At 32.7% G+C, this 24,975-nt stretch carries 24 protein-coding genes, 1 rRNA gene and 2 pseudogenes; 16 read left to right on the plus strand and 11 right to left on the minus strand.

Annotated elements, in window-relative coordinates; genetic code table 11:
- Nucleotides 1-18: 18 nt before the first annotated feature.
- The 4 genes from B6K90_RS21745 to B6K90_RS21760 form a co-directional block, all read right to left on the minus strand.
- Nucleotides 19-144: a YfhE family protein gene (locus B6K90_RS21745; protein ID WP_114345638.1), complete on the minus strand. Its 126-nt coding sequence runs from the start codon at nucleotides 142-144 to the stop codon at nucleotides 19-21.
- A 69-nt stretch (nucleotides 145-213) separates the two neighbouring features.
- Nucleotides 214-774, minus strand: coding sequence for a GNAT family N-acetyltransferase (locus tag B6K90_RS21750; protein ID WP_088014813.1), 561 nt, complete (start codon nucleotides 772-774; stop codon nucleotides 214-216).
- Nucleotides 775-1,091: 317 nt separating this feature from the next.
- Nucleotides 1,092-2,222 carry an amidohydrolase gene (locus B6K90_RS21755; protein ID WP_088014814.1) on the minus strand — a complete coding sequence of 377 codons (1,131 nt, stop codon included), beginning with the start codon at nucleotides 2,220-2,222 and terminating at the stop codon, nucleotides 1,092-1,094.
- Nucleotides 2,223-2,241: 19 nt separating this feature from the next.
- Nucleotides 2,242-3,138, minus strand: a complete 897-nt coding sequence (locus B6K90_RS21760; RefSeq protein ID WP_088014815.1) for a TIGR01777 family oxidoreductase — start codon at nucleotides 3,136-3,138, stop codon at nucleotides 2,242-2,244.
- Nucleotides 3,139-3,217: 79 nt separating this feature from the next.
- Between B6K90_RS21760 and recX the strand changes: the two genes are divergently transcribed.
- Entirely contained in the window at nucleotides 3,218-4,033 is an 816-nt protein-coding gene (gene recX / locus B6K90_RS21765; protein WP_088014816.1) for a recombination regulator RecX, read from the plus strand.
- Nucleotides 4,034-4,264: 231 nt separating this feature from the next.
- A complete protein-coding gene (locus B6K90_RS21770) occupies nucleotides 4,265-4,588 on the plus strand; it encodes a YfhH family protein (protein ID WP_069035247.1) in 324 nt (107 codons plus the stop codon).
- Between the two features lie 17 nt (nucleotides 4,589-4,605).
- Here the strand turns inward: B6K90_RS21770 and sspK are convergent, their stop codons facing one another.
- A complete protein-coding gene (gene sspK, locus B6K90_RS21775; RefSeq protein ID WP_088014817.1) occupies nucleotides 4,606-4,761 on the minus strand; it encodes a small acid-soluble spore protein K in 156 nt (51 codons plus the stop codon).
- Between the two features lie 117 nt (nucleotides 4,762-4,878).
- On the opposite strand from sspK, the gene B6K90_RS21780 reads away from it, so the two are divergent.
- Complete coding sequence (locus B6K90_RS21780) at nucleotides 4,879-5,157, plus strand: YfhJ family protein (RefSeq protein ID WP_088014818.1); 279 nt, start codon at nucleotides 4,879-4,881, stop codon at nucleotides 5,155-5,157.
- An 84-nt stretch (nucleotides 5,158-5,241) separates the two neighbouring features.
- Here B6K90_RS21780 and B6K90_RS21785 read toward each other — a convergent pair whose 3' ends face one another.
- Complete coding sequence (locus B6K90_RS21785; RefSeq protein WP_088014819.1) at nucleotides 5,242-6,213, minus strand: metal-dependent hydrolase; 972 nt, start codon at nucleotides 6,211-6,213, stop codon at nucleotides 5,242-5,244.
- 86 nt (nucleotides 6,214-6,299) lie between these two features.
- Here B6K90_RS21785 and mutY point away from each other — a divergent pair, with 86 nt between their 5' ends.
- A complete protein-coding gene (gene mutY, locus B6K90_RS21790) occupies nucleotides 6,300-7,397 on the plus strand; it encodes an A/G-specific adenine glycosylase (RefSeq protein ID WP_088014820.1) in 1,098 nt (365 codons plus the stop codon).
- 47 nt (nucleotides 7,398-7,444) lie between these two features.
- Here mutY and B6K90_RS21795 read toward each other — a convergent pair whose 3' ends face one another.
- The gene (locus tag B6K90_RS21795) at nucleotides 7,445-7,669 is read right to left on the minus strand and encodes a hypothetical protein (RefSeq protein WP_056468341.1); all 225 of its coding nucleotides are present in this window, start codon (nucleotides 7,667-7,669) and stop codon (nucleotides 7,445-7,447) included.
- Between the two features lie 131 nt (nucleotides 7,670-7,800).
- Between B6K90_RS21795 and B6K90_RS21800 the strand changes: the two genes are divergently transcribed.
- From B6K90_RS21800 to B6K90_RS21815, 4 genes are all read left to right on the plus strand, one after another.
- Complete coding sequence (locus tag B6K90_RS21800) at nucleotides 7,801-8,106, plus strand: gamma-type small acid-soluble spore protein (RefSeq protein WP_088014821.1); 306 nt, start codon at nucleotides 7,801-7,803, stop codon at nucleotides 8,104-8,106.
- 307 nt (nucleotides 8,107-8,413) lie between these two features.
- Nucleotides 8,414-8,671: a YgaB family protein gene (locus B6K90_RS21805; protein WP_088014822.1), complete on the plus strand. Its 258-nt coding sequence runs from the start codon at nucleotides 8,414-8,416 to the stop codon at nucleotides 8,669-8,671.
- 130 nt (nucleotides 8,672-8,801) lie between these two features.
- Nucleotides 8,802-9,332, plus strand: a complete 531-nt coding sequence (gene ntdP / locus B6K90_RS21810) for a nucleoside tri-diphosphate phosphatase (protein ID WP_088014823.1) — start codon at nucleotides 8,802-8,804, stop codon at nucleotides 9,330-9,332.
- Nucleotides 9,333-9,437: 105 nt separating this feature from the next.
- A complete protein-coding gene (locus B6K90_RS21815; RefSeq protein ID WP_088014824.1) occupies nucleotides 9,438-11,198 on the plus strand; it encodes an ABC transporter ATP-binding protein in 1,761 nt (586 codons plus the stop codon).
- A 465-nt stretch (nucleotides 11,199-11,663) separates the two neighbouring features.
- Here the strand turns inward: B6K90_RS21815 and B6K90_RS21820 are convergent, their stop codons facing one another.
- From B6K90_RS21820 to B6K90_RS21830, 3 genes are all read right to left on the minus strand, one after another.
- Nucleotides 11,664-12,761, minus strand: a complete 1,098-nt coding sequence (locus B6K90_RS21820; RefSeq protein WP_088014825.1) for an FUSC family protein — start codon at nucleotides 12,759-12,761, stop codon at nucleotides 11,664-11,666.
- A gap of 328 nt (nucleotides 12,762-13,089) precedes the next feature.
- Nucleotides 13,090-17,481: a glutamate synthase-related protein gene (locus B6K90_RS21825; RefSeq protein ID WP_088014826.1), complete on the minus strand. Its 4,392-nt coding sequence runs from the start codon at nucleotides 17,479-17,481 to the stop codon at nucleotides 13,090-13,092.
- Nucleotides 17,482-17,577: 96 nt separating this feature from the next.
- Nucleotides 17,578-18,879, minus strand: a complete 1,302-nt coding sequence (locus B6K90_RS21830; protein ID WP_088014827.1) for a glutamate-1-semialdehyde 2,1-aminomutase — start codon at nucleotides 18,877-18,879, stop codon at nucleotides 17,578-17,580.
- 271 nt (nucleotides 18,880-19,150) lie between these two features.
- Here B6K90_RS21830 and B6K90_RS21835 point away from each other — a divergent pair.
- The 7 genes and pseudogenes from B6K90_RS21835 to B6K90_RS21860 form a co-directional block, all read left to right on the plus strand.
- Nucleotides 19,151-19,940: pseudogene (locus B6K90_RS21835) on the plus strand (ABC transporter ATP-binding protein); the annotation flags it as partial.
- 86 nt (nucleotides 19,941-20,026) lie between these two features.
- Nucleotides 20,027-20,164 (plus strand): annotated as a pseudogene (locus B6K90_RS24620) (daunorubicin ABC transporter ATP-binding protein); the annotation flags it as partial.
- Entirely contained in the window at nucleotides 20,157-20,948 is a 792-nt protein-coding gene (locus B6K90_RS21840; protein WP_088014829.1) for an ABC transporter permease, read from the plus strand. The pseudogene B6K90_RS24620 and the gene B6K90_RS21840, both read left to right, overlap by 8 nt.
- A gap of 3 nt (nucleotides 20,949-20,951) precedes the next feature.
- Nucleotides 20,952-21,737 (plus strand): ABC transporter permease, encoded by a 786-nt coding sequence (locus tag B6K90_RS21845; protein WP_088014830.1) that lies wholly within the window; start codon nucleotides 20,952-20,954, stop codon nucleotides 21,735-21,737.
- A gap of 52 nt (nucleotides 21,738-21,789) precedes the next feature.
- Complete coding sequence (locus B6K90_RS21850) at nucleotides 21,790-22,197, plus strand: potassium channel family protein (protein ID WP_088014831.1); 408 nt, start codon at nucleotides 21,790-21,792, stop codon at nucleotides 22,195-22,197.
- A gap of 23 nt (nucleotides 22,198-22,220) precedes the next feature.
- Nucleotides 22,221-22,685 carry a thioredoxin-dependent thiol peroxidase gene (gene bcp / locus B6K90_RS21855; RefSeq protein ID WP_088014832.1) on the plus strand — a complete coding sequence of 155 codons (465 nt, stop codon included), beginning with the start codon at nucleotides 22,221-22,223 and terminating at the stop codon, nucleotides 22,683-22,685.
- Between the two features lie 328 nt (nucleotides 22,686-23,013).
- Entirely contained in the window at nucleotides 23,014-23,451 is a 438-nt protein-coding gene (locus B6K90_RS21860) for a Fur family transcriptional regulator (protein ID WP_088014833.1), read from the plus strand.
- A gap of 41 nt (nucleotides 23,452-23,492) precedes the next feature.
- Here B6K90_RS21860 and B6K90_RS21865 read toward each other — a convergent pair whose 3' ends face one another.
- Entirely contained in the window at nucleotides 23,493-23,852 is a 360-nt protein-coding gene (locus B6K90_RS21865; RefSeq protein WP_088014834.1) for a YgzB family protein, read from the minus strand.
- A gap of 1,051 nt (nucleotides 23,853-24,903) precedes the next feature.
- Here B6K90_RS21865 and B6K90_RS21870 point away from each other — a divergent pair.
- Nucleotides 24,904-24,975 (plus strand): 16S ribosomal RNA (locus tag B6K90_RS21870); the annotation flags it as partial.

The raw sequence follows: 24,975 nt of genomic DNA on the forward strand, positions 1-24,975 counted from the left end.
AAGCCTTTTTGAATAAAATTATTTGCCTACTCCATTAAAATTAGTATAGCCTGCAGCACGGTCAGCTCGTTTAAATTCTTTTGCATATAATACTTCTTGAGTAGCACTTAAATTACGTCTCGTTTTATCTTTTCGTTTATCCACAAAAATACACCTCGCTAAGTATTAAAATCCTTAGTAAGTCTCTCCATTTTTTGAGGTGGATATACTCTATTATGCTTCTTTTAAATGTGATACTTCAGTTTGTTGATAATCTTCACGCATTGTATGCAATAAATAATTATCTTTAGTAATTTCAAATAGATCATAAATTTCTTCACTTTGATTAATTTCATCATATAGGCACTTACGTGACTCGTTCGCTAAAGTTGCGTATGGTAGTTTACTTGCAGCATAAAAAGAACGTTTATTCACTTTACGAATACGCATGAAAATAGAGTTTATTCCTAAATCATGAAATAACTCATGGAAGAAAGCGTCTTTTGCTGGTTTGTTATAACCCATGCCATGATAAGGTTTGCCTAACCAAGTTCCTAAAAAACCATATCCGTCTTCGATATCATGTAATGAGATATTGCCAATAGGGTTACCCCACTCGTCTAAGATTGTTCTAGATATCATTTTTCCTTGTTCTTCTAGTTCAATTGCTTGCTTTGTAATAAATAGAAATTCTTCGTAAGAATTTGCTTTATGGCGCACAAAGGGAAAGACATCAGGGTGCACCATAAGTTCAAAAAGTACAGAACAATCTTGTAAATCGCGCTGTTTAAGCATCTCTACTCCTCCTCATAATAAGGGTAGCGAAAGAAGGTTACGCCACCCGCGAAATTTTTGTGAGGACTAAACATTAAAATTTAAAGTCCTGTGAAGTGCATTAGCTATGAATAAATTATGAATAATTTTTTAATGCACCCTAAAATTTCGGGGTGGGAATCGAACCCACTAGGACCAGCGATTTACTGGTGGCTCACCATTTGCCTTTCCCGTTAAAATACTATATAAGAAAAGTGTTTTAACACTTTCTATTTAATTTACCGCATAAAGTCTTACACTACTATAATAAACGATTTTGTTCAAATTGCAAACTAATATTATTCGATATTTTTATACACAATTCTACCATCTATGACAGTGAGTAATGGTTTAGCCATATAATGAAACGGATGATGGGACCATAATACTACATCACCATCTTTACCAATTTCTAAGCTACCAATTCTATGTGATAGATTAAGGTTTTTTGCTGGATTGATTGTAATTGCTTTTAAAGCTTCGAGTTCAGGTAAACCTTCTCGAACTGCTATAGCTGCACATACATTTAAATACTGAATTGGTGTATACGGATGGTCAGTTGTAATTGAAATACTTACCCCAATATCAGCAAGAGCTTTGTATGTAGTCCAGGATTTATTTTTTAATTCGATTTTTGAACGTCTAGTTAATGTAGGACCAACAGATACTTGAAGGTTTCGATCCTTTAGATGGTCAACAATTAAATGACCTTCTGTACAATGTTCAATTCGTATATCTAAGTTAAATTCTTCGCCAAAACGTATAGCTGATAAAATATCATCTGCACGATGAGCATGAATTCGTACTGGAATTTCTCTATTTAAAGCTTTGATAATTGGTAAAATTCGAAAGTCATCTGGGTTATGCGAGTTTTTAGCTTCATAGAAAGCTTCCCGAAGCATTCCCATAATACCCATTCTAGTAATTGATTCTTTATTACCGTTACTGTGTGTTCTTTTTGGATTTTCACCAAAAGCGATTTTCAATCCAGACGGCTCTTGAATAATTATTTGATCTACACTTTTACCATATGTTTTAATTGTACAAGTTGTTCCTCCGATTACATTGCCACTACCAGGCATGATATGAGCTGTTGTAATTCCATGTTGGATTGCATCAGTAAAAGCAACATCAAGTGGCAATATCCCATCCATTGATCGAATATGTGGAGTCAATACTTCAATTGTTTCATTCGCATCATTTCCAGCCCAACCAGTTCCTTCATCATACAGCCCTAAGTGAGTGTGTACATCAATAAAGCCTGGAAAAAGTGGCTTACCTGCACATTCTATGACAATCGTTTGATCTTCTATCGAAAAAATCTCAGGTGCAATTTCTTTAATTTTCCCATTTTCAATTAACAAATCATGGTTATATAAAACCTGAGATGTAATCGGGAAAATGGTTGCATTTTTAAATAATAGATTCATGATAAATCCTTTCAAAATACTAATTTAAAGTTAACATTAAAGCTTCTTTTAAGGATGGGAATTGAAAGTTATAATTAGTTTGAATGGCTATAGAAGGCATAACTTTTTGACCTTCTAAAACTAGCATACTCATTTCACCTAGTAATAATTGAAGGGCAAAATCTGGAACTTTCATTTTATTTGGTCGATGTAAAGCTGCTGAAAGGTATCTGCTAAACTCGTTCATTGTTACTGGATTAGGTGACACTAAATTGATTGGTCCACTAATTTCAGGAGTTTTTATCAAATGAAGTATTAGTCCAACTACATCCTTTTCATGAATCCAAGATATCCATTGAGTACCTTTTCCGACTGGACCACCAATAAATAATTTATAAGGCAAAATCATTTTTGGAAGTGCTCCACCGTTTAATCCTAAAACAAGACCAAATCTAGCGAGAATAGTCCGAATCCCCAGTTCTTCAGCTTTTTTGGCAACAGTTTCCCATTCTCTTACAGTTGATGCTAAAAAATCATTTGAAATAGGCTTGTCATGTTCATTAAAAGTTATTGATTCCGAGGTTCCATAAAACCCTATTGCACTAGCATTAATAAAAAGGTTTGGACGATGGGCTTGTCTTTCAAACCATGTAATTAGAATATTTGTTGATTCAATACGACTTTGTAGAATTTTGTCTTTTAATTGTTTAGTCCATCTACCGCTGTTGATTGATTCACCAGCTAAGTTAATGACTATGTCAATGGACTCCCCAAATGAATTAGAGGTGAATTGATCCCAATTAATATAAGTAATAAATGGATTAGATGATGTTCTTATATTTCTTGTGATAATATAACATTGATATTCATGTCGAATAAATTCATTTATTAATTGAGATCCAATAAACCCTGTACCGCCTGTAAGAAGAATCTTCATCCACGCATCTCCTTAATTCATAATATGATATTATTATTTTTATGTGTATATAAAAACAAAATTTATTTTGAGGTAAATTATGTCTATTATTACGAAAATTCAAGTTCAAAAATTAAATAAAGAACGATTTAATATTTACACAGATAGTGGTAAAGGTGAAGAGTATGCGTTTAGTGTAGATGCTGATACTCTTGTTAAATTTAACATAAAAAAAGGTCAATCATTTGAGCCATTTGAACTAGAAGAAATATTAAATGCGGATCAACTAAGAAAAGCATATCTTTCAAGTATTGTTTATTTATCTCGAATGATGAGAACAAAAAAAGAAATTGAACAATATTTAACAAAACAAGAATTCTCAATTGATACAATACAAACTACAATTATTCGACTTTTAGAAGAAGGATATATTAACGAAGAAAAATACGCTGAAAGTTATGTCCGCACGTCTATTAATACGACGTTGAAAGGACCATCAATCATTAAGAATGAATTAATTGCAAAAGGTATTCACAATTCTGTAATAGAGAAAAGCTTAGTTTTATTTTCAAAAGATAAACAAATTCAACATGCTATTTCACTTTGCCAAAAAAAGGTTTCTGCACTTTCGAAGTACTCAACAAATCAGAAAAAGGCAAAACTGGAAGAACTTCTGAGAAGAAAAGGATATTCTTCTAATATCACTTTGATTGCAATTGAAGAAACACAGTATGAAAGTGAAGAAGATGATGAATTAGAAGCCCTGTTAATACAGGCTAGAAAAGCGAAAAAGAAATATGAAAAATTAAGTGGCTGGGAATATAATCAAAAAATGAAAACAGTATTATTTCGAAAAGGTTTCCCTATCGATCTAATTGAAAAAGCAATTTTAATTTTAGAAGAGGAAGAAAACTAAATTAATTAGACATGTTCAAAATAATTGATTTCAGACTGATTTCAAGCGCTTGTCTTTCGAGCGTGAAGCTTGGTGAGGAGCGGAGTTACCTTAGATGGTAATGAGCACCGCTCAACAGGCGAAGTAACGAAGAAAGCGAGCGTTTGTCAACAGTCTGAGACTAAAACAATTGGTTGTCTGTTATTAGCTTGATATAATAAATATATCTAAATGATTTAGAGGAGACTTAAAATGGAAATTCCAAAACGATATAGTGACTTAACAAAAGATGAATTAGTTCAAGAAATCAGCAATTTGAATCATCAAGCTAGAAAAGCTGAACAAATGGATATGATCAATGAACTTGAAGTTATACTTCGTAAAAAAACGATGGCTCAATCATATTTATTAGACGCAAGTCAATTTATTCCTGGCGAGCAATATGAATTAATTGAAGAACCTGGTGTATTATTTATGATCACATATATGAATGGTATTTTTGCTTGGGGTCATAAAAGCACTAGTGAAGAAGAAATAGGAATTCCAATCGCATTATTAAAGAAACCAGGGATGTAAAAACCCTGGTTAATTTACTACTCATCACGATTACTTTTTGCCATACGATCTTGTGGATTTGTATTAATGCTCCCATTGGGACGTTTAGAAGCATTTTGTGATTTGTAATCTATATTACCATCTATAGCCATATCATGTTTTTGTTTTGAAAAACGTTCACTTTTTGTTGTCATTCTTATTACCCCCTAGTGAATAAAACTAATTGATGAAATGAACCATCATCAATATGATGACCATTTTGAATTCAGATATGATTATATTAAATGTTTAAAAATTGGAAGGTGTAATTTATGGAGAAATATTTAGAGCAATTAACTGAGCTATTACTTAAAGAAAATAGCCATTTAACATATTCGCAAGCAAAAATATGGGTTGAATGGCTATGGGAAGATTTTGAAGCAACTTATGCTAAGGCTGGAGAATATCATGGAGAACAAATGTCTAAAAAGGTTGTTCAACAATTTATTTTCCAATATGGAAAATATTTGCATGAAACAGATATAAAAATTGCAAAGCCACCTGGTTTAGAAATTATAGAAACGAAAGAGAAGGATAATCTTCTTCATTAATTAAACAACCCCTTAGCAAAAAAATTGCTAAGGGTTATTTTTTGATTAACGCATGTTCTTTCATTAAATAATTCATTTCAAGATTTATACTTTTAGTTTTTTTTGTAATTTTTTCTCACTAAAGATCCAGCCAGTGAATGAACTGATAATATTATGTTCATAGTCGAATTTGACTACTGCAACAAACGGGTAGTAAGTTTCTGTTCTGTACCTTAGATCGATTAGTCTTAGTTCTTTATGGTCGTCATGTCCAATCAATTCCCAAATGTAAACTGGTGAAAATGCTAGAAATGATTTAACGTTATCGTCTTTAAAGGCTGCTTTTACGTCTTCAATTACTGGTAAAGGAATTCTTTTAAATACGTCGTGGATTTTAAAGATTCTTTTCTTTATTTTGCCAACGTAATGATGAGAATCTGTACTTGCTACAATATGATAATGAGTGTATTTTATAGAAGGTGAAACATAGACACGTTTTACATCTGGTAATTTTTTTGTGACTGTTTGAATTACGATTTGTTTTTGTCGATATCTAAATGCATAGTAAAAAATCATAATGAAATAGAGCATGACGCAGATAGGACCAGCTCTAAAATGAAAAATAACAAAAGGAACTCCAACTAAATGGATTGCAAAAATAATTGGATCGAAGGTGTTTATGATACCAAAAGCAATCCAACGTTTTGAAAATGGCCTTAGTGCTTGGGTTCCGTAGGCATTAAATAAATCAACAAATACGTGCACACTGACTGCCAAGAAAGACCAGAATAAATAGAGCCCAAAGTGTTCTCTATTATTAAATAATGTCATGAGGGCAGAAAGTGATAATGTCCATAAAATGACTGCTGGAATTGAATGCGTAATTCCACGATGATGTTTTAAATATTTTGCGTTATTTCTTAATTTTAATATCGTGTCACTGTCAGGTAATTGTGATCCGATGATTGTTGTTAATAAGAGTGAGTTTGTCAAATGTGGGTCATGTAGGACAATTGGACTCAGGGTTGCTAATCCGCCAAGTGTAAATCCCATTACAAGATGAGTACCAGTATCCATTTAGTTCCTCCCTTTACTTACCCTTTTAATTTTTATAGTATTGACTATTAACAAAAACATATAGATGTTAGAGAAAGGTATAAGTTATGAATAATGATTTAATTAAGACATTAGAAGTTTTCCCCAAAAATGACTTTAAAAATAATTTAGTTAATTGGTTTTTAGCAGAACGGAGAGATTTACCTTGGAGAAAGAATAAAGACCCATATCGAGTTTGGGTTTCAGAAATAATGCTTCAGCAAACACGTGTAGATACAGTAATTCCTTTTTATAATAAGTTTATGCAAAATTTCCCTACCATTGCTGACTTGGCGAATGCCGAGGAAGAAAAAGTATTAAAAGCATGGGAAGGGCTTGGTTATTATTCTAGAGCTAGAAATTTGCAATCAGCTGTACGTGAAGTTCATGAAGAGTATTCAGGGAAAGTACCAGATACGCCGGAATTAATAAGCAAATTAAAAGGCGTAGGACCATATACTGCTGGAGCTATCCTTAGTATTGCTTATGGTAAACCAGAGCCAGCGGTTGATGGAAATGTAATGAGGGTATTATCTAGAATATTAACAATTTGGGAGGACATTGGTGTACCTAAAAACCGAAAAATCTTTGAACAAGCTGTAAGAGCATTAATTAGTCATGAAGATCCATCTGCTTTTAATCAAGGTTTAATGGAGCTTGGTGCACTTATTTGTACCCCAACAAATCCTGCATGTTTACTATGCCCTGTTAGGGAACAATGTTTAGCTTTCGATACTGGAGTCGTTACAGAGTTACCTATAAAAAGCAAAAAGAAGGCACCAAAACCAATTAATTTAGTAGTTGGTGTCATTAAGAATAAAGATAATCAATATTTAATTCAACAAAGACCTTCTAGTGGGTTACTTGCAAATATGTGGGAATTTCCAACTGCTGAATTACAATCAACGATGTTATCTAAAAGTGATACACTTAGCTTTTTCTTAAATCAAGAATCTCAATTAGTAATTGAAGGGCTATCTTATCAATTTAATATTGAACATGTTTTTTCACATCTTGTATGGAAAATGGATGTTTACGTTGGAGAAGCAATAAATGAGGGTAGTTTATCAAGTAATCAGAAATGGGTTACATTAGACGAGTGTAAAGAGCTGCCGTTTCCGGTAGTGCATCAAAAAATTTATCAGCAAATCGAAAAACTTCAGTAATGACAAAAAACCAACATTGTGTTGGTTTTTTGTGTTATAAAATAACCTTAATCAATAGTAGGACGAGTACCACTAGTCCAGTCTGCTTCATTTCTATGAAGACCACCACGAGATTCAATTTCTTTTATAATTTCTTTTTGCATTGTGCTACCTTCAATATTTAAATAACCAGTAATTTGCTGAAATGAATGATGATAGTATTCCAATTCACTATCTTTCCACTGAGTTTTTGGAGTCATTGATAATTCTGAAAGATCTCTGCCAACGTACATAAAATACCTCCTTATAATTTCTTCTCATAGTTTTCCACTGAGATGGTTCATTAAACAAATTAATTAAGTAAAATTTTTTTACATATTCCACCGATTAATGGACATCATATTATTCGTGGAGGTGATAAATCATGAACAACAACAACAAACAATTTAATGCTGGCAAAACAGCATCTGGAACTAACATTGGTAAAGTAAGACAACAAAACCAAGGTTTTGGACAAGAGTTTTCAAGTGAAACTGATGTTCAAGCAGTTAAACAAGCAAATGCACAATCTACTCAAAATGCTGCTGCTTCTAAAAACTTTGGACAACAAAACCAAAGTTTTGGAACAGAGTTTGCAAGTGAAACTGATGTTCAAGCTGTAAGAGAAGCAAATGCACAATCTGCTCAAAAATCTGCTTCTAAAAACTTTGGACAACAAAACCAACAATAATATTCTAAAAAGAAAATACTAGAAGTGCGCTGTTGATGAGTGGATAGTGAGTAAAGTAACTTACTTTCAATATTCATCTTCCTGTCTGATGAGAGATCATGCAGTCTAGTTGTTATAAAGAACGTTCAAAAAGAGCACCCTTATATTAAGGGTGCTCTTTTACCTACGTGTAAATTAAGTCCTACCTTTTAAATCCGCATAGAATTATTAATTTCTTCTCAATAGTCAAATATCGTCAAATGTAGTCAAAGGGATTATGTTAGTTTTCAAGAAATAGTGTAATAATGAAATAAGGATGGTGAATGGTATGCAAGTATTCGATGAATTGGTAAGTCGTCAGCTTGAAACAATGGATCAATTAATAAAGATTCAAGAAGAAATTGAACGATGTCAAGAAATTGAAAACCAACTATTTGAATTAGAGGATTTATCAAAGTTGTCTTCTATTCAAGATGAAATACATATAATGAGATCTGAATTAAAAGCTATCCAAGACACCTTTTTATTACAAACACAGCAAATTATTAAATCTTTTTCAGATGAAAGAAAAATTGCATTAAAATAAAAAAACAATGGAGCATTTTACCAAATTAAACGCCCTTTTGTTTAAAAATGGATAAGAACTAGTTATAATAGAAGTGTAAAGTATAAATAAAGTGTTGAAATGCGTCCACACTAGAAAGAAGGGAGAAACAATGAACGTTCCCAAACCAGGAGAAAAAATACAGATACATAGCTACAAACATAATGGACATATTCATCGTATATGGGAAGAGACAACCATTTTAAAAGGGACGCAGCAGTTAGTAATTGGCGCAAATGATCGCACGCTTGTAACTGAATCGGACGGTAGAACATGGGTTACACGAGAGCCAGCAATTTGTTACTTTGATATGGATTATTGGTTTAATGTCATTGGCATGATTAGAGAAGATGGAGTCTATTATTACTGTAATATTAGCTCACCATTCGTCTTTGAAGATGGTGCCATTAAGTATATTGACTATGATTTAGATATTAAAGTTTTTCCAGATATGACTTACGTGCTGTTAGATGAAGATGAATATGAGAATCATCGACAAATAATGAATTATCCTCCTATAATTGACCCAATCTTAAAAAAGAACTTAGGTTATTTAAAGGAATTAATTCATCAACGAAAAGGGCCGTTTGCTACCGATTTTATAGATAATTGGTATGAACGATTCTTAATGTATCGTGATTAATCGAAACTGTTGAGCGGGCTTTAATCTTTTGAGAATCAATCTTCTCAAAAAGATAAATTCTTATGCTCAACAGTTTCTTTTTGAATGATATGAAAGGATGAAAATATGGGAAGTATTAAACGTTATTTAAAATTTGTTAAACCATATCGATTTCATATTTTTTTAACGATTGCAATCGGTATCGTTAAATTTGGAATCCCATTGATATTACCGTTTTTATTAAAATATGTAGTAGATAATATCATTAATTCATCTTTACCAATTGCAACCAAAAGTTCACATCTTATCTACATCATGCTAATTGCATTTGGAATTTTTGTTATTGTAAGACCACCTATTGAGTATTTCAGACAGTATTATGCTCAGTATATCGGTAGTCGAATTTTATTTGACATTAGAGATTATTTATTTAAACACTTACAAAAACTTAGCCTAAGATATTATGCTAATGCAAAGACAGGTGAAGTCATTTCACGAGTAATAAATGATGTTGAATCTACTAAAGATTTTGTTATTACTGGGTTAATGAATGTTTGGTTAGATTTAATTACAATTTTAATTACAGTTACAATCATGTTAACAATGGATGTAAAGTTAACGCTTGTATCGCTAATCGTTTTGCCGTTTTATACATTAGCAGTAAAGTACTTTTTCGGTCGACTTCGATTTTTGACTCGTCAACGATCTCAAGCTTTAGCTGTTTTACAGGGGTTTTTAACAGAAAGAATTCAAGGGATGCAAGTCACGCGAAGTTTTGCATTAGAAGATTATGAAAGCGGACTATTTAGAGAAAAAAATGGTGAGTTTTTAGATCGTGCTCTTAAACATACCGGCTGGAATGCGAGTACGTTTACAATAATTAATACATTAACTGATATTGGACCATTATTAATTATCGGTTTTTCTGCATACCAAGTAATTCATGGTCACTTAACACTCGGTGAGATGGTAGCATTCGTTGGATATATTGATCGTTTATATGATCCACTTAGAAGATTAGCAAATTCTTCAACAACATTAACACAATCGTTTGCATCGATGGATCGTGTCTTTGAATTGATGGATGAAAAGTATGACATCGTTAATCGAGATAATCCAATCCATGCTAAAAAGTTAGAAGGTCAAATTCACTTTAATCACGTATCTTTTCAATATAATGCTGTTGATGAAGTGGTCATTCAAGATGTAACTTTCCAAATTGAACCTGGTCAAAAGATTGCATTAGTTGGATCGAGCGGTGGAGGGAAGTCTTCATTAGTTAGTTTAATACCACGTTTTTATGACGTAACAAAAGGGTCTATTAAAATTGATGGTGTCGACATAAGGGATTATGATTTAAAAAGTATGCGAGAAAAAATCGGTATTGTTTTACAAGACAATTTCCTATTTAGTGATACTGTAAAATCAAACATCCGTTATGGAAATCCGAGTGCTAGTGAAGAAGAAATCATTGCAGCTGCCAAAGCGGCTAACGCACATGATTTTATAATGAGTTTACCAGATGGATACGACACACTTGTTGGGGAAAGAGGAGTTAAGCTTTCAGGTGGTCAAAAACAACGTGTTGCAATTGCCCGTGTATTTTTGAGAAATCCTTCAATTCTAATATTTGATGAGGCTACTTCAGCTCTTGATTTAGAAAATGAAAGGTATATTCAAGACGCGATTCATGAATTAGCAAAGAACCGTACAACAATATTTATTGCACATAGATTATCTACCATTACTCATGTAGATAAAATAGTTTATATTGATCAAGGTCAAATTGTCGAAATTGGTTCGCATGAGGAATTAATGGCTAAAAAAGAAGCTTACTATCATTTGTTTGAAATTCAAAATTTAGAGAGTAGTTCAAGTTCTTTATAGAAGGTTAGCACAAAGAAATTAGTTTTCTTTGTGCTTTTTTATTTGAAGAAGTGTAGATATTACGGTCGGTTTGTAAGAAAAAGAAGAGAGGCGGATTAAATCTGCGTTGCAAATAAGAGAATTAAGTGTGTAAATAAATAAGGATAAGTTGCAAATAAACAGCCAAATGCAAATAAAATTCGGAAATCGCAAATAAATCGCAGAACTGCAATTAAAATTCAAGAATCGCAAACAAAACCAGCAAAAAGCAATTAAAATTTGAAGAATCGCAATTAAGATAAAAAATTACCCATACCGGTAAATGTATTTTTTGCGAATAATTTTACAAGATGATACTCATAATAGGAAAAAATAGCAATTAAACAGCTAGCATGAATTGAAAAACCAGTCTCAAATAAAGAACACCGTCGAGATACCCCACTGATTCAAACTAAAAAATAAAAAGCCTCCATATTTCGGAGGCTTTTACATTGTTTCAACTTGTTCAACTTGAACTTGATATTCTTTATGATAGGTTTGATGGCTATCAACGAGTGTATTTAAATGTTCAACATTTTCGCTATATTCTAAAATGGCTGATACGACTTGGAATAGATGTAACCATGTTTTTTGTTTTTCTTCATCATTAATATCATGGTGGTCCAAGAATGCCTTTGTTAATTTATCTTTTAATATATTTTCTTCTCTATGAAGTGGAGCGGTTTGATCAAGGTTTACTTTACCGATTAATTTCATTAAAGCATGTTCGTGAAATTGCATTAAGCATGTTAACTCATTTTTTACTAAATCTTGGAACTCTTTTGGAGATGCGTTAATTTCATATTCTAATCGGTTTAAAGCTTTTAACGTATCAAATGCGTTATCGGCTGTGACAAGCATTTGTCTAAACAATACGATTTTACGAGATTTTTCATGCTCTTTTTTCTTTCGACCAACAAGAATGATTCGGTCTTCTTTATATAGGCGATATATTTTAGTAACATTTCTCATTATTTCTTTTAGTTGATAAATTTCATCTCTTAATCCATTATGGCTAACAGTTTTGTGTAAAGCCATCATCATTAATTTATTTGTTTGCTCAGTAACAGAAATCATGAGACGAGATAATTTTTTTTCATAGTTTGGAGGCATTAAGAAAATATTTACAAATGATGCAGCAAAAACACCAATTAATACTGCCATAATACGATCGAAAGTAAAAATGGCAAAGTGTTCGGTACTTGTACTTACCTCCATAATAACGACTACTGTAACTAATGTCGTAGCGATTGTATTTTCAAGTTTTAGTTTTAATGTAATGATAATCACGAGAATACATGTAAATCCAATGATGATTGGATTATTCCCTAGAGTAATCACTGCAATAATTGCCAGTATTGCACCAATTAAGTTAGCCTGAAGTTGTTCGACTAACGATTTGTATGATTGGTTTACTGATGATTTTAATGCCGAAATAGCAGAGATACCTGCAATCGAAGCTGTTGATAAATCAAAAAACATCGCGCTATAAATGGCGAGCGTAATAGCTATACCAGTTTTTAGAACACGCGCTCCTAATCTCATTATATTACTCCTTTTTGTTTGTCTAGCTTAATGCTTAGACTATATTACTATTAAACTACTATTTTTTACATCGAGTGAATTAGAAAATTACTACTTAAATAATTTTTTCTGATGTAACATCTTGTAACTATACAATGAACTACACGCATTATCAATACAATTTTTTAAGAAATTTTGTTAATTATATGTAGAGAGAAAAAGATTAAATTATTAGTCAAATTAAAAGATTTGGAACTTAAAAATGAAAGGGGTTTCTTATATATTAATGCTGTTGAATGCTGAAATAATAAAAAAAAAGAAGCGAAAATTGTCGCTTCTTTTTATAAAATCATTCAGTTGAAACAGATGGATCTGCTTGTTCTTTTTTAGGTTTAATTTGTAAGAAGTTTTGTTCAATATCGTCTAATAAACTTTGAACAAATACAGCTTCGTCATGTTGATTATGCTGAGTTAACAGTGTAATATATTTCTCTAACAATTCATTTAGATCGTTTTTACCTGTTTCATCGACCGGTACAATACTTACACTTGCACCTTTTGCGATTCGATTTTGGTAAGCTTCTTTAGTAAGACCTAATTCAGCTGAGTTTCGAACGTAAATTACTCCACCTGTCATACCCGCACACATCCATGGGCCTGGATCTCCTAGAACTACTGCACGTCCACCAGTCATATATTCAAAAGCAAAACCGTTTATATTTGCTTTTGCACCAAGTCGAGTTTTCTGTGAAATAGGTTGACTAGATTGATTATGGCCACCAATTACAACATCGGCACCTGATAAACGAATGCCTGCTCGAGAGTCAGCGTTACCTTGGATAAAGAATTGTCCCTTTTGTGCTCCATATGCAAAACATTTTCCAACCGAACCACCAAAGTATTGTCCGTTAGCACCTAAAGCTTTACTGATAAAAATCGTTCCACCAAAAGCAGTTTTTGCTACTCCATCTTGAGCTCCGCCTTGAACGAATACAGAATAATCTTCTACTGTATAAGTTCCTAAACCATTTCCAGGAATAGATTGGTCTTCGAAGCTAATCTCGACAGGGGAAGCTACTCCTTGCGCTTGTTTTTTAACTACTAAGTCATGAATTAGTAAGCTGCCAGCATGGCGATATTCATTGTCTACCTTTGCATAAACTCCAACATCATTACTTTGAAGTACTTTTGCGGATTCTCCATTAGAAAGTACATATTCTTTAGCATCAATTTTATTAGTAGATAATAAATTAAATAAACTTAGCGTATCTAAAAATCTTGTTTGTTTTAAGAATTCAGTTTTACCAACAAGATCTTGAGCATTTTTTACTCCTAATGAACCAACAATTACTTGCAGTTCATCTTTGAATGCAGTGAAGAATTGTACTAAATTAGTTACTGCTGTTTCAAGTTGTCTAGGTGTAAATTTACGTAAACCGTGACGCATTGCTTCTATTTCTGATTCGATTTGTGTTGCAATACCAACGTGACATGTATCTAAATGACATCCACGACATGTCGTACAACCGATTGCAATCATTGATAAAGTTCCAAATCCGATTCGATTTGCACCTAAAATCATCATTTTTACTACATCGTTTACGCTTTTCATTCCGCCATCCGCCCAAATCTCGACAGAATTACGTAAACCAGATTCTAGTAGTGCATTGTGGGCTGCACGAACACCTATTTCCACTGGTAAACCTACATTTTGAATTGCGTGAACTCGGGCAGCACCAGTTCCTCCATCAAAACCACTAATATTTATAAAGTTTGCACCTGCTTTTGCAATACCAACAGCAATTGTGCCGATATTAGGAACAACAGGGACTTTTACAGCAACTTTTGCTTTAGGATTAACAGCTTTAATTTCGCTAATCATTTGAGCTAAATCTTCAATCGAATAAATATCATGATTATTTGAAGGTGAAATTAAATCAGAACCAAGTGTTGCATTTCTCGTTTCTGCGATTTTTTGAGTAACTTTTGAAGCAGGCAAATGGCCACCTTCACCAGGTTTTGCACCTTGACCGATTTTAATTTCAATTAAGTTAGAAGAGTGAAGTAGATTAGCATTAACTCCGAATCGGCCTGATGCAATTTGCTGTCCACGAGTATTTGGATATTTTCCAATCATATCTTGGATTTCTCCACCTTCACCATTTAAACTAATCATGTTTAGTCGATTAGCGCCTTCAGCGTAAGCTCTAAAGGCAACTTCATTTTGAGATCCAAATGACATAGAACTAATTATAAATGGTAATGAGTGAGTACCTATTTCTAATGAGACCTGACTTGAATCAACTGGTTTACTACTCTCAACTAAAGAAAGCGCATGACGTACTGCAGTTGGACGCTCTTCTTCTATTTGAGTTAATTTTTGACGGTAAGTTTCATAACTACCTGTTTGTGCCGTTTCTCCAATAGCTTTCCAAATTCGAGGGAATACGTGGAAAGATTTTGGCATAGTTGCGTTATTTGCATTGTAATCTTCATAACGTTTTTTCGAATCAGCCTCTAATAAATTGTATCCAGAAACAGCTTGATCACCGAAGAAATTTATTACGCCTAAAGAAGAAGCGATATCTTCTTGTAAACCAATGCTACTGAACATTTTTGCATAGCCTCGTAGCTCGTGCATACCTATTGTAGAAATAACTTTTTCGATTCCTTTATTTAAAACATCATAAAGTTTTACTATTTTTTCAGAAGCTTCCAGTTCTGAAATTGTTCCAAAAAGGAAGTAAGGATTAATTGCATCTGCTCCTAAACCTTTCATTACCATTAAATCGTGAAGATTACGAACAGCAGCTGTCTTTAAGACAATCGAACAATTTCTTCTTAACTTAGCATTCACAAGTCCATTATGGATTATTGCTGTAATGAGAGCAGGATCAATCCAGTATTGATTATTTTTATGAGCTTCTTCATCTGTAATGATAATACATTCTGCACCATTTCTCACAGCTTCTACAACTTCGTATTTATATTGAGACAATGTTTCTTCTAAAGGTAAATTAGAAAATGTACTATGAACTGTATAAAGTTTATTTTCTAATTGATATAGATTTAGAATCTCTTCATATGAAATTTGTTGACGACTAGCTTTTAAGGTACTTCCTACAAAACCATCACCTATTATTGGAGAAGGGAGTTGTAGAACAATTCCTGAATCTTTCCTTGTAATGGATGGTCTTTTTCCTAAAATGACAGAAATAGAGAAATGCTCTGTTTCACGATCACGATCGATTGCAGGGTTCGTTACAACTGCAACGGTTTCTTTCATAAAGTCAGAAAGATTTTTTCTAGCTTCATCTAAACAAGCTAGTGGTGCGTCATGTCCTAATGAACGAATAGGTTCTGCACCTTTTTCTGCCATTTGTTCAACTAATTGAATTTGTTCCTTTTGCCATCCAAAAGCTCCATATTCAAACGGATGAATTGAAGGAGGTGAGTGTTCTACGTAATCAGCTGAATTTGCTTCTTTATTTGCTAGATTCATCGTTAGTTTTTCGTCAAGTTTTGTTGTAACGAAATGCGTTAATTCACGGTGTGTTAATAGTTGAGCACGGTCTTTTAGTAAATTAATACCGACTTTTTCTCCAGGCGAAAGGGCTTGTGGCTCAGATATAAAAGATTCTGGAGAAAGGATGCCTTGCTCGGATGAAAATACATAATATTCATTTGTTTCAAGTAGCCAAACTGGGCGTAAACCTAAAGCATCTACACTAGCAACAAATTCATTTCCTTCTCTTGTAAGTACTCCTGCAGGACCTTGACAATATGGGCCGAATGTACTTCGTATAGTATTGTAAATGGAGTTTACTTCTTGATCTGATTCATATTCTGCTGGTACAGGTGGGAATAATAATTCCATTGCTTCTTTCAATGAGTAGTTATATTTATGAATAAGCGTCTCTAGTGTTATATTCACATCTTGTGAATCACTATTTCCATGTTTAATATTTGCGCCAATTTGTTTTGCTTCAATTCTTAATTGTTCGATTGTATTAATTTCTCCATTATGTGCTAGCATGCTAAATGGTTGAACTCTTGAAAACGAAGATGATGTGTTTGTTGAGTAGCGATTATGACCTACCACAACTGCTGATTGAAAATTAGGATGTTGTAAATCTGAATAGTATGACAATAAAGTGTCGATTGTTCCCATTACTTTATAGACGCAAGTTGATTGACTAAGGGAGACAACTGTTACATTTGTTTTTTTGCTAATGATATTTGTTAAATCAAATAGAGATGTGCTTTGGTGATTTTTAATTGGGAGTATTGCTACTTGTAAGAATTCAGGTTCTACTGCTTGAGCGATAGGACCAAGTGCTGAAGTAAAGGTTTGATCACTACTATGATATAAAGTTTCATAACCATTTTCTTCAAAAATTTGGAGCAAAGTTTGTATTTCTGATTTTTCATCTAAAAAGAAATGTCCAACTGTAAATAAAGGGTGTGAAACGACTTCTGAACTAATTCCTACAGATGTAAGTTTTTCTTGCCAGAGTAGAGTAGGGATGTCAGTCTGAATTCCTACACCATCACCTTCACCGTTCGTAAATCCCGCTCGATGATTCATCTTTCGTAAACTTTCGGCAGCAATATCAATCGTTTCTCTTGTTTGAGTTATAGAACGATTGATAAAGGCAACGATTCCACATGCATCATGTTCGTTATTGTAATAATCTCTAAATAAACCTGGTGACCATTCTGTTTTTGATTGAAATTTCATTTAACTACCTCCTATTTATATATGGAAAAAATTGATTATTCTGAATTAACTTTGTATGAATAGAGGCCACTTCGAGTTGTAGTGACCTCACATATATTATAGTTTAATCGTAGATAATTTTAGGAACGCGTTCCCAACAGCGTTAATTGTTTGGTGAACATCTTGTTCAGTATGAGCTATAGTTAAGAACCAAGCTTCATATTTTGATGGTGCTAGATTAATACCTTCTTCTAAAAGAAGTTTAAAAAATCTACCAAAAACTTCACCATCTGATTCTTTTGCTTCTTCATAATTCGTTACTTCGTCAACATTGAAGTAAACTGTTAAGGCACCTTTTAAGCGATTGATTTTTATATGGATGTTGTGCTCATCTGCTTTTTCTTGAATACCTTTTTCAAGAATAGCACCAAGACGATCTAATTCTTCATAGACACCCTCTTGTTTTAATACTTCAAGACATGCAATTCCAGCTGCTATTGATGCTGGATTACCTGCCATTGTACCAGCTTGATATGCTGGACCAAGTGGGGCAACTGTTTCCATAATTTCTTTTTTACCACCATAAGCTCCAATCGGTAATCCACCGCCTATAATCTTTCCAAGAGCTGTTAAGTCTGGTTCAATACCTAATAAATTTTGTGCTCCTCCATACATAAATCTGAAGGCAGTAATTACTTCATCATAAATGACTAACGCACCATGATTGTGTGTAATTTCATTTACAGCTTCTAGGAATCCTTCTTTCGGTTCTACGATTCCGAAGTTTCCGACGATAGGTTCAACAAGTACACCAGCTACTTCATGACCCCATTTATCCATTGTTTCTGCATATGCCACAATGTCATTAAATGGAACTGTAATCACTTCATTAGCTATACTTTGTGGTACACCAGCGGAATCAGGAGTACCAAGAGTAGATGGTCCAGAGCCTGCAGCAACAAGTACTAAATCTGAATGGCCGTGATAGCACCCAGCAAATTTAACGATTTTAGTGCGCCCAGTATAAGCTCTCGCTACACGAATAGTCGTCATTACGGACTCTGTACCTGAATTTGTAAATCTGACTTTATCCATACTAGGAATCGCTTCTTTTAGCATTTTAGCAAATTGTACTTCAAGTTCATGAGGAGTACCGTAAAGGACACCATTTTCTGCAGCTTTTGTGATTGCAGCTGTAATATGTGGGTGAGCGTGGCCCGTGATAATAGGACCGTATGCTGCTAAATAATCTATATATTGATTGCCATCAACATCCCAAAAATATGCGCCTTTTGCACGCTTCATTGTGACAGGAGCTCCGCCACCTACAGCTTTAAACGATCTTGAAGGACTATTTACTCCTCCAACGATATGTTCTAAAGCTTCATTATGTATTTCAATTGAATTTTGATTATTCATGGAGTACCTCCCATTATTGATAAAAAAATGAAAGAATTAACCGGCATCTTTACATTATTTATGTGGTTAAATTACATTCTAGCACGAAATTTTAGCGTGTGGTAAATGTAAGCCCTTCCAAATTAAAAAGAAATTTGAACATTTTGTAGAATCCATATTTTTCACAAAAATAGTCCGAAAAAATTGGAAACTAATTTTTAGAACTTTTTTATTGTACTTAGTTCATATTTCAAATACACTAAGCGACGGAATAAAAAATGGAGGAAGTCCAATGGAGAACATAATTGAAGTTCAAAACTTACACAAAGAATTTAAAACTTTCTTGAGTCGCTCTGGTGTAAAAGGTGCATTTAGAGATCTGTTTACAAGAAACTATAAAACAAAAACAGCCGTTAATTATATAAACTTTTCTGTAAAAAAAGGAGAAATGATGGCTTATATCGGGGAGAACGGAGCAGGGAAGTCGACTACAATTAAAATGTTGACGGGCATACTAACGCCTACTTCTGGTGATGTAACAGTTAATGGATACCACCCTCAAAAAGATCGAGAGCGTTTTGTTAAATCAATAGGAGTCGTATTTGGTCAAAGATCTCAATTATGGTGGGATATTGCTGTACAAGAATCATTTCGATTACTTAAAAAAGTTTATCAAATACCAGATAAACAATATGAAGAGCATATGGGTTATATCATTAAGACTTTGGATATAGAGCCATTATTAGATCAACCTGTTAGAAAGTTATCTTTAGGTCAAAGAATGAGATGTGAACTAGCGGCTGCTTTAATTCATAATCCACCTTTATTATTTTTAGATGAGCCGACAATTGGGTTAGATGTATTAGTAAAATTAAAAATTCGCGAGTTTTTAAAAGAGCTAAACCAAAAATATGGTACAACAATTCTTTTAACAACCCATGATATTTCTGATATTGAGGCATTATGTGATCGAGTAGTTATGTTAGATGAAGGAAAAATCATTTATGATGGAAAACTTGAACAGCTAAAAGGTCAATGGGGTGAAGAGAAAGAAATTCAATTCCAGTTTATTAAGCCTGTAAATCAAAATACATTAAATGAATTAATCGGACGAACTGATGTGAAATGGAAGGAAGAAGAAGGCGAAAATATTTGGAGTGTTACATTACCAAATGATGAAACACTTATTTCTATGATTATTGCAAAAGTAGTTCAATCAAATCCTGTTAAAGATATGAAGATGTTAGAGATTTCTACAGAAGAAATTATACGAAACATCTACCAAGAAGGTATTAGTAATGAGTAAGTATATTGAAATCATTCGTATTCGTTTCTTAATGATGTTAGCGTATCGTACTAATTATTACACCGGAATTGTTATTTATACGATTAATATAGGTGCTTATTTCTTTTTATGGAAAGCGATCTATGGACATCAAGGATCAATTCAAGGTGTATCAGTAAACCAGATGACTACTTATGTAGCCATTGCTTGGATGGCAAGGGCATTTTATTTTAATAATCTTGACCGTGAAATTGCTGAAGAAATTGTAGAAGGAAAAGTAGCGATAGAACTTATTAGGCCTTATAACTATTTACTTACTAAAGTAATGCAAGGGTTAGGAGAGGGGATTTTTAGATTCTTTTTCTTTTCAATTCCAGGCTTTATTATAGTTGCTTTAATTTTTCGTTTAGATGTTTCGTTTAATTTAAAAACTTTAGGTTTATTTTTAATTGCTTCGATTTTCAGTTTTGCAATTAATACACAATTGAATTTATTAACAGGATTAATGGCATTCTTTCTTCAAAATAATATGGGCTTTATTCAAGCTAAACGTGTCATCATTGATTTATTTTCAGGTTTAACGATTCCTATCACGTTCTTTCCAGTTTGGGCACAAGATGTAATGAAGTACTTACCATTTCAAGGGATCAGCTATATTCCTAGTATGATTTTTGCTGAAGGTATAAAAGGGGAATTGATTTTTAGAGGCCTTTTATTTCAAGTAATTTGGATCGGCATTTTATGTGTCCCTATTACTCTTATATGGTATAAAGCAAAAAAGCATCTTGTTATACAAGGAGGTTAAAGAATGTTTTATTTAAATATATTTCTTCAATATTCAGGTCAATATTTAAAAACTAAATTACAATATAGAGCAAATTTCTTTTTATCATTTTTATCTGATTTGATGGCTCAGGCTGTAAATTTAATTTTTATATTATTAGTTTTCAATCATACGTCACTTATTGAAGGATGGAACAGAGACGAAATTGTATTCATTTATGGTTTCTTTTTAGTTCCGTTTGCTCTCTTTGCTTCATTTTTTAATATATGGGATTTTAATGATCGTTACATTGTAAAGGGAGAGTTTGATCGTATTTTAACTCGACCAATTCATAGTCTTTTTCAAGTAGTATTAGAGAAAATGGAGTTAGAATCTTTACTAGGTGCTATTACTGGATTAATTATTATGATCTATGCAGGTGTAAAATTAGGGCTTTCAATTACTTGGTATGATCCATTTTTATTTCTTCTAATGGCTTTTGGTGGGATGTTTGTTTATGCCGGAATCTTTATTGCCTTAGCGAGTATCGGTTTTTGGTCAGATGCAAGAACGTCTATTATGCCCTTAATGTATAATATAGGAAACTATGGTCGTTATCCTATTAATATTTATCATCCTATCATTCGCTTTGTATTAACATGGATTTTACCATTTGCATTTGTTGGTGTTTATCCAGCTGCTTATTTTCTACGTAGAAGTGAATGGTATGTCTATTCATTTTTAACGCCAGTTATGGGATTAGTTGTTTTTGTGTTAGCTGTTTTAATTTGGAATCAAGGGGTAAAAAAATATAAAGGTGCAGGTAACTAAGCAGTATTCTATTTCAATAGCTTGTTTCATAAATTGAAATGAGGTGATTGAAATGGGAACTGCTTTTTTCTTTTTTGTTGCTATATTTGCGATTTTGTATAGTCTAGTGTATTTATGGAATACTTCAACTACAAAAGTGAATAAAAGTCTTATTTCAATTAATAATTACATTCTATTATTTTTAATATATGGAACGGTACTTATAGGCTTTAGCGCAGTATATTTTATTTTAGAGCGAGGACCACATCCAATTTTAATTGAGCATTCTATTCCTATTGAAGGGACTAATTACCATATAATGGGGTTATGCTTATATTTTAGCGCAATCACTCTTTTGTCTGTAGGCTATGGAGATATTGTACCAATAGGGATCGGAAGATGGGTTGCTATGATTGAAGCGCTTATTGGTTATACGATGCCAGCGGCTTTTGTTTTACAAGTATTTAAAGAAGAACGTTAATATTTACGATTAAGGAGATTATGATGACTATTGAAATTGGAATGAAAGCACCGGAATTTACTTTACCAGCAAGTAATGGAGAAGATGTAACTTTGTCAGACTTTAGAGGCAAGAAAGTAGTACTTTATTTTTACCCAAAGGATATGACACCAGGTTGTACTACAGAAGCTTGTGACTTTAGAGATTCATATGAAAGGTTTATGAATAGTGGAACTATCATTTTAGGAATAAGTCCTGATCCTATAAAAAGACATGAAAAATTTATAGAAAAACATCAATTACCATTTTTATTACTTTCAGACGAAACAACTGAAGTTGCGAAGTTGTATGATGTATGGAAGTTAAAGAATAATTTTGGCAAGGAATATATGGGAATAGAACGTACAACATTTTTAATTGATGAAGAAGGTTGTATCGAAAATGTATGGCAAAAGGTTAGAGTAAAGAATCATGTTGAAGATGTTTACAGTGTAATCAATCGTTCTTAAATTTTGTACAAACTATTTTAAATAAATTAACTGTTTTTTTTTAAGTTTTTTTGAGAAAGAATGGTTTTATCTAAAATAATCAAGCTTTTCGTCTATACCTATATTGCTTTAGGGAATATATTGAAGTATAGGGCATACCTCCTCAGATGATAGCATATTGAAGTGCGAGAGAATTCTCGCACATTTTTTTTGTTTAGATAAATGAAATACAAGCATTAGCTAATTTTTTTAAGAAATTCTCAAAAAGTTGACAAATATTCTTGCAGTTGAATAAACTAATAATAAGAAAGTAAATTTGGAACTAATTATAGAAACGGGGAGAGCGGCGTTGCATAAGGAAAATATTCAAGATGCAATTTTACATTTAAAGAATAGCGGCGTACGTATTACACCTCAAAGACATGCAATTATAGAATATTTAATAGGAAGTGGATCACATCCAACTGCTGATGAAATCTATAAAGCACTTGAGGGAAAATTTCCAAATATGAGTGTGGCAACAGTTTACAATAATCTCAGAGTATTACGTGAAGTAGGAATGGTTAAAGAATTAAACTTTGGTGATTCTTCTAGTCGTTTTGATTATATAACAACTGATCATTATCATATCATTTGTGAAAAATGTGGTGAAATGAATGACTTTCATTATGATGGATTAGAAGGAATCAATCTTTATGTTGAGAAGGAAACGGGATTTGAAGTAACCAACCATAGAATGGAAGTATACGGTATTTGTCCTAAATGTAAAGAAAAAACATTATCATAATAAAGCACATTACATAATTGTAATGTGCTTTATTTATTATGCTATTGCTTAGCATTTCGTTTGCTATTATATTTTTCATTAAATTCTTTACCTTCTAATGAAGGATCCAATGTAAGTGGCTCATTACAATACATGCAGATGTCAACTTTACCAAGCATTTTAGTCGTTTTGTTACAATTCGGACAGATGACTTGAATCGTTTTTGTAGACAACATTCCAATCCAAAAATAAACAACTGTACTACCTATAATCGCTAAAAATCCTACAAGCATAAAGATCGTCATGACAATCTTATGCTCTCTGAAAAATACACCACCGTACATAATGATGAAGCCAATAAATAATAATGAAAGTGCAAACGTTCTTATATTATTAATTTTACTACTTTTCTTTTTTGCCACTTTGTCCACCCCATTCATTGTAAATATAGCATAAATGAGATAGGAATTGTTAGTGCTAACATGGAAAACAATTCGAACTTATTTAATGGGACGATTTTAAATGAGGGTTTAATGAATTAAAGCTAAATACAGGACATTTTCACAATTAATTGAAGAATGATCGGATGGTAATTTGGTTTATTTTCTGCTTTTTATTTAAAAGATGAATTGGAAGATATAAAATTAATGAAATAATTCAATAAGTAAATAGGTATAGCTAATAAAATTAAATAAGGGTAGGACTTTAATAGTGAACGGAGAGTTAAAGGAATAATGATGGCCTTTGTGAATAGTAAAAAATCGAATATATTTAATATGAGGAAAGCTATATTGGGTATCTGGAGTAAGTACATCTTTATAACAATATAGATGCATACTTATACCGCGTAGTTGGAGAGGTAATGATTGGAGCCTCAATCCACTGGTTCGTTTTAATAAGCTATCCATATAATAGAAATTCAACTTTAAGCAATGAGCCGATTAATGGAGTATGGATGAATAATCTACTTTTTTATTGTTGTTTATTAAATTTCTGAAGTGAAACAAACAGATAAGAAGTACGAGAATGGATTAATAATGAAATGTATTAATCTGTTGCTTTGACGATAAAACGAAATTATTCACTATTTCACCTTTCTCAAACCGGATAGTTGCTATTGAACAATTCGCTACTATTAGAACCTATCATGTACTTTTATAAGTGTATTGAGCTTATTTGTATTAAACTGTTTTGACTTAATATTTGTATGTCCAAAAACACGTGTAATTTTTTTGAAAAAAACTTTGAAAAAGTGTTGACGGTGTGATTTATCGATGTTATATTATTATATGTCGCCAAGAGATGACGGCGTCGAAAGAAAAAAGAATTAAAAAAATATTGACAGGCTTTCTTGAGAATGTTAATATGAAAAAGTCGCTAATGACGCGATGAAGTGAACTTTGAAAACTAAACAAAACATGAAGTGAACGTCAATTATTAGTTTTTTGAGCAATACAAGATTTAAACTTAACTTTTATGGAGAGTTTGATCCTGGCTCAGGACGAACGCTGGCGGCGTGCCTAATACATGCAAGTCGAGCGGACT

This window comes from Gottfriedia acidiceleris, assembly GCF_002128425.1.
GTDB classification, from domain to species: Bacteria; Bacillota; Bacilli; order Bacillales; family Bacillaceae_G; genus Gottfriedia; species Gottfriedia acidiceleris.

What these genes read in the sequence shown, in the direction of transcription:
- B6K90_RS21750 (WP_088014813.1), bottom strand. Translation starts at nt 774, where the DNA reads ATGCTTAAACAGCGCGATTTACAAGATTGTTCTGTACTTTTTGAACTT.
- B6K90_RS21755 (WP_088014814.1), bottom strand. Translation starts at nt 2,222, where the DNA reads ATGAATCTATTATTTAAAAATGCAACCATTTTCCCGATTACATCTCAG.
- B6K90_RS21760 (WP_088014815.1), bottom strand. Translation starts at nt 3,138, where the DNA reads ATGAAGATTCTTCTTACAGGCGGTACAGGGTTTATTGGATCTCAATTA.
- recX (WP_088014816.1), top strand. Translation starts at nt 3,218, where the DNA reads ATGTCTATTATTACGAAAATTCAAGTTCAAAAATTAAATAAAGAACGA.
- B6K90_RS21770 (WP_069035247.1), top strand. Translation starts at nt 4,265, where the DNA reads ATGGAAATTCCAAAACGATATAGTGACTTAACAAAAGATGAATTAGTT.
- sspK (WP_088014817.1), bottom strand. Translation starts at nt 4,761, where the DNA reads ATGACAACAAAAAGTGAACGTTTTTCAAAACAAAAACATGATATGGCT.
- B6K90_RS21780 (WP_088014818.1), top strand. Translation starts at nt 4,879, where the DNA reads ATGGAGAAATATTTAGAGCAATTAACTGAGCTATTACTTAAAGAAAAT.
- B6K90_RS21785 (WP_088014819.1), bottom strand. Translation starts at nt 6,213, where the DNA reads ATGGATACTGGTACTCATCTTGTAATGGGATTTACACTTGGCGGATTA.
- mutY (WP_088014820.1), top strand. Translation starts at nt 6,300, where the DNA reads ATGAATAATGATTTAATTAAGACATTAGAAGTTTTCCCCAAAAATGAC.
- B6K90_RS21795 (WP_056468341.1), bottom strand. Translation starts at nt 7,669, where the DNA reads ATGTACGTTGGCAGAGATCTTTCAGAATTATCAATGACTCCAAAAACT.
- B6K90_RS21800 (WP_088014821.1), top strand. Translation starts at nt 7,801, where the DNA reads ATGAACAACAACAACAAACAATTTAATGCTGGCAAAACAGCATCTGGA.
- B6K90_RS21805 (WP_088014822.1), top strand. Translation starts at nt 8,414, where the DNA reads ATGCAAGTATTCGATGAATTGGTAAGTCGTCAGCTTGAAACAATGGAT.
- ntdP (WP_088014823.1), top strand. Translation starts at nt 8,802, where the DNA reads ATGAACGTTCCCAAACCAGGAGAAAAAATACAGATACATAGCTACAAA.
- B6K90_RS21815 (WP_088014824.1), top strand. Translation starts at nt 9,438, where the DNA reads ATGGGAAGTATTAAACGTTATTTAAAATTTGTTAAACCATATCGATTT.
- B6K90_RS21820 (WP_088014825.1), bottom strand. Translation starts at nt 12,761, where the DNA reads ATGAGATTAGGAGCGCGTGTTCTAAAAACTGGTATAGCTATTACGCTC.
- B6K90_RS21825 (WP_088014826.1), bottom strand. Translation starts at nt 17,481, where the DNA reads ATGAAATTTCAATCAAAAACAGAATGGTCACCAGGTTTATTTAGAGAT.
- B6K90_RS21830 (WP_088014827.1), bottom strand. Translation starts at nt 18,879, where the DNA reads ATGAATAATCAAAATTCAATTGAAATACATAATGAAGCTTTAGAACAT.
- B6K90_RS21840 (WP_088014829.1), top strand. Translation starts at nt 20,157, where the DNA reads ATGAGTAAGTATATTGAAATCATTCGTATTCGTTTCTTAATGATGTTA.
- B6K90_RS21845 (WP_088014830.1), top strand. Translation starts at nt 20,952, where the DNA reads ATGTTTTATTTAAATATATTTCTTCAATATTCAGGTCAATATTTAAAA.
- B6K90_RS21850 (WP_088014831.1), top strand. Translation starts at nt 21,790, where the DNA reads ATGGGAACTGCTTTTTTCTTTTTTGTTGCTATATTTGCGATTTTGTAT.
- bcp (WP_088014832.1), top strand. Translation starts at nt 22,221, where the DNA reads ATGACTATTGAAATTGGAATGAAAGCACCGGAATTTACTTTACCAGCA.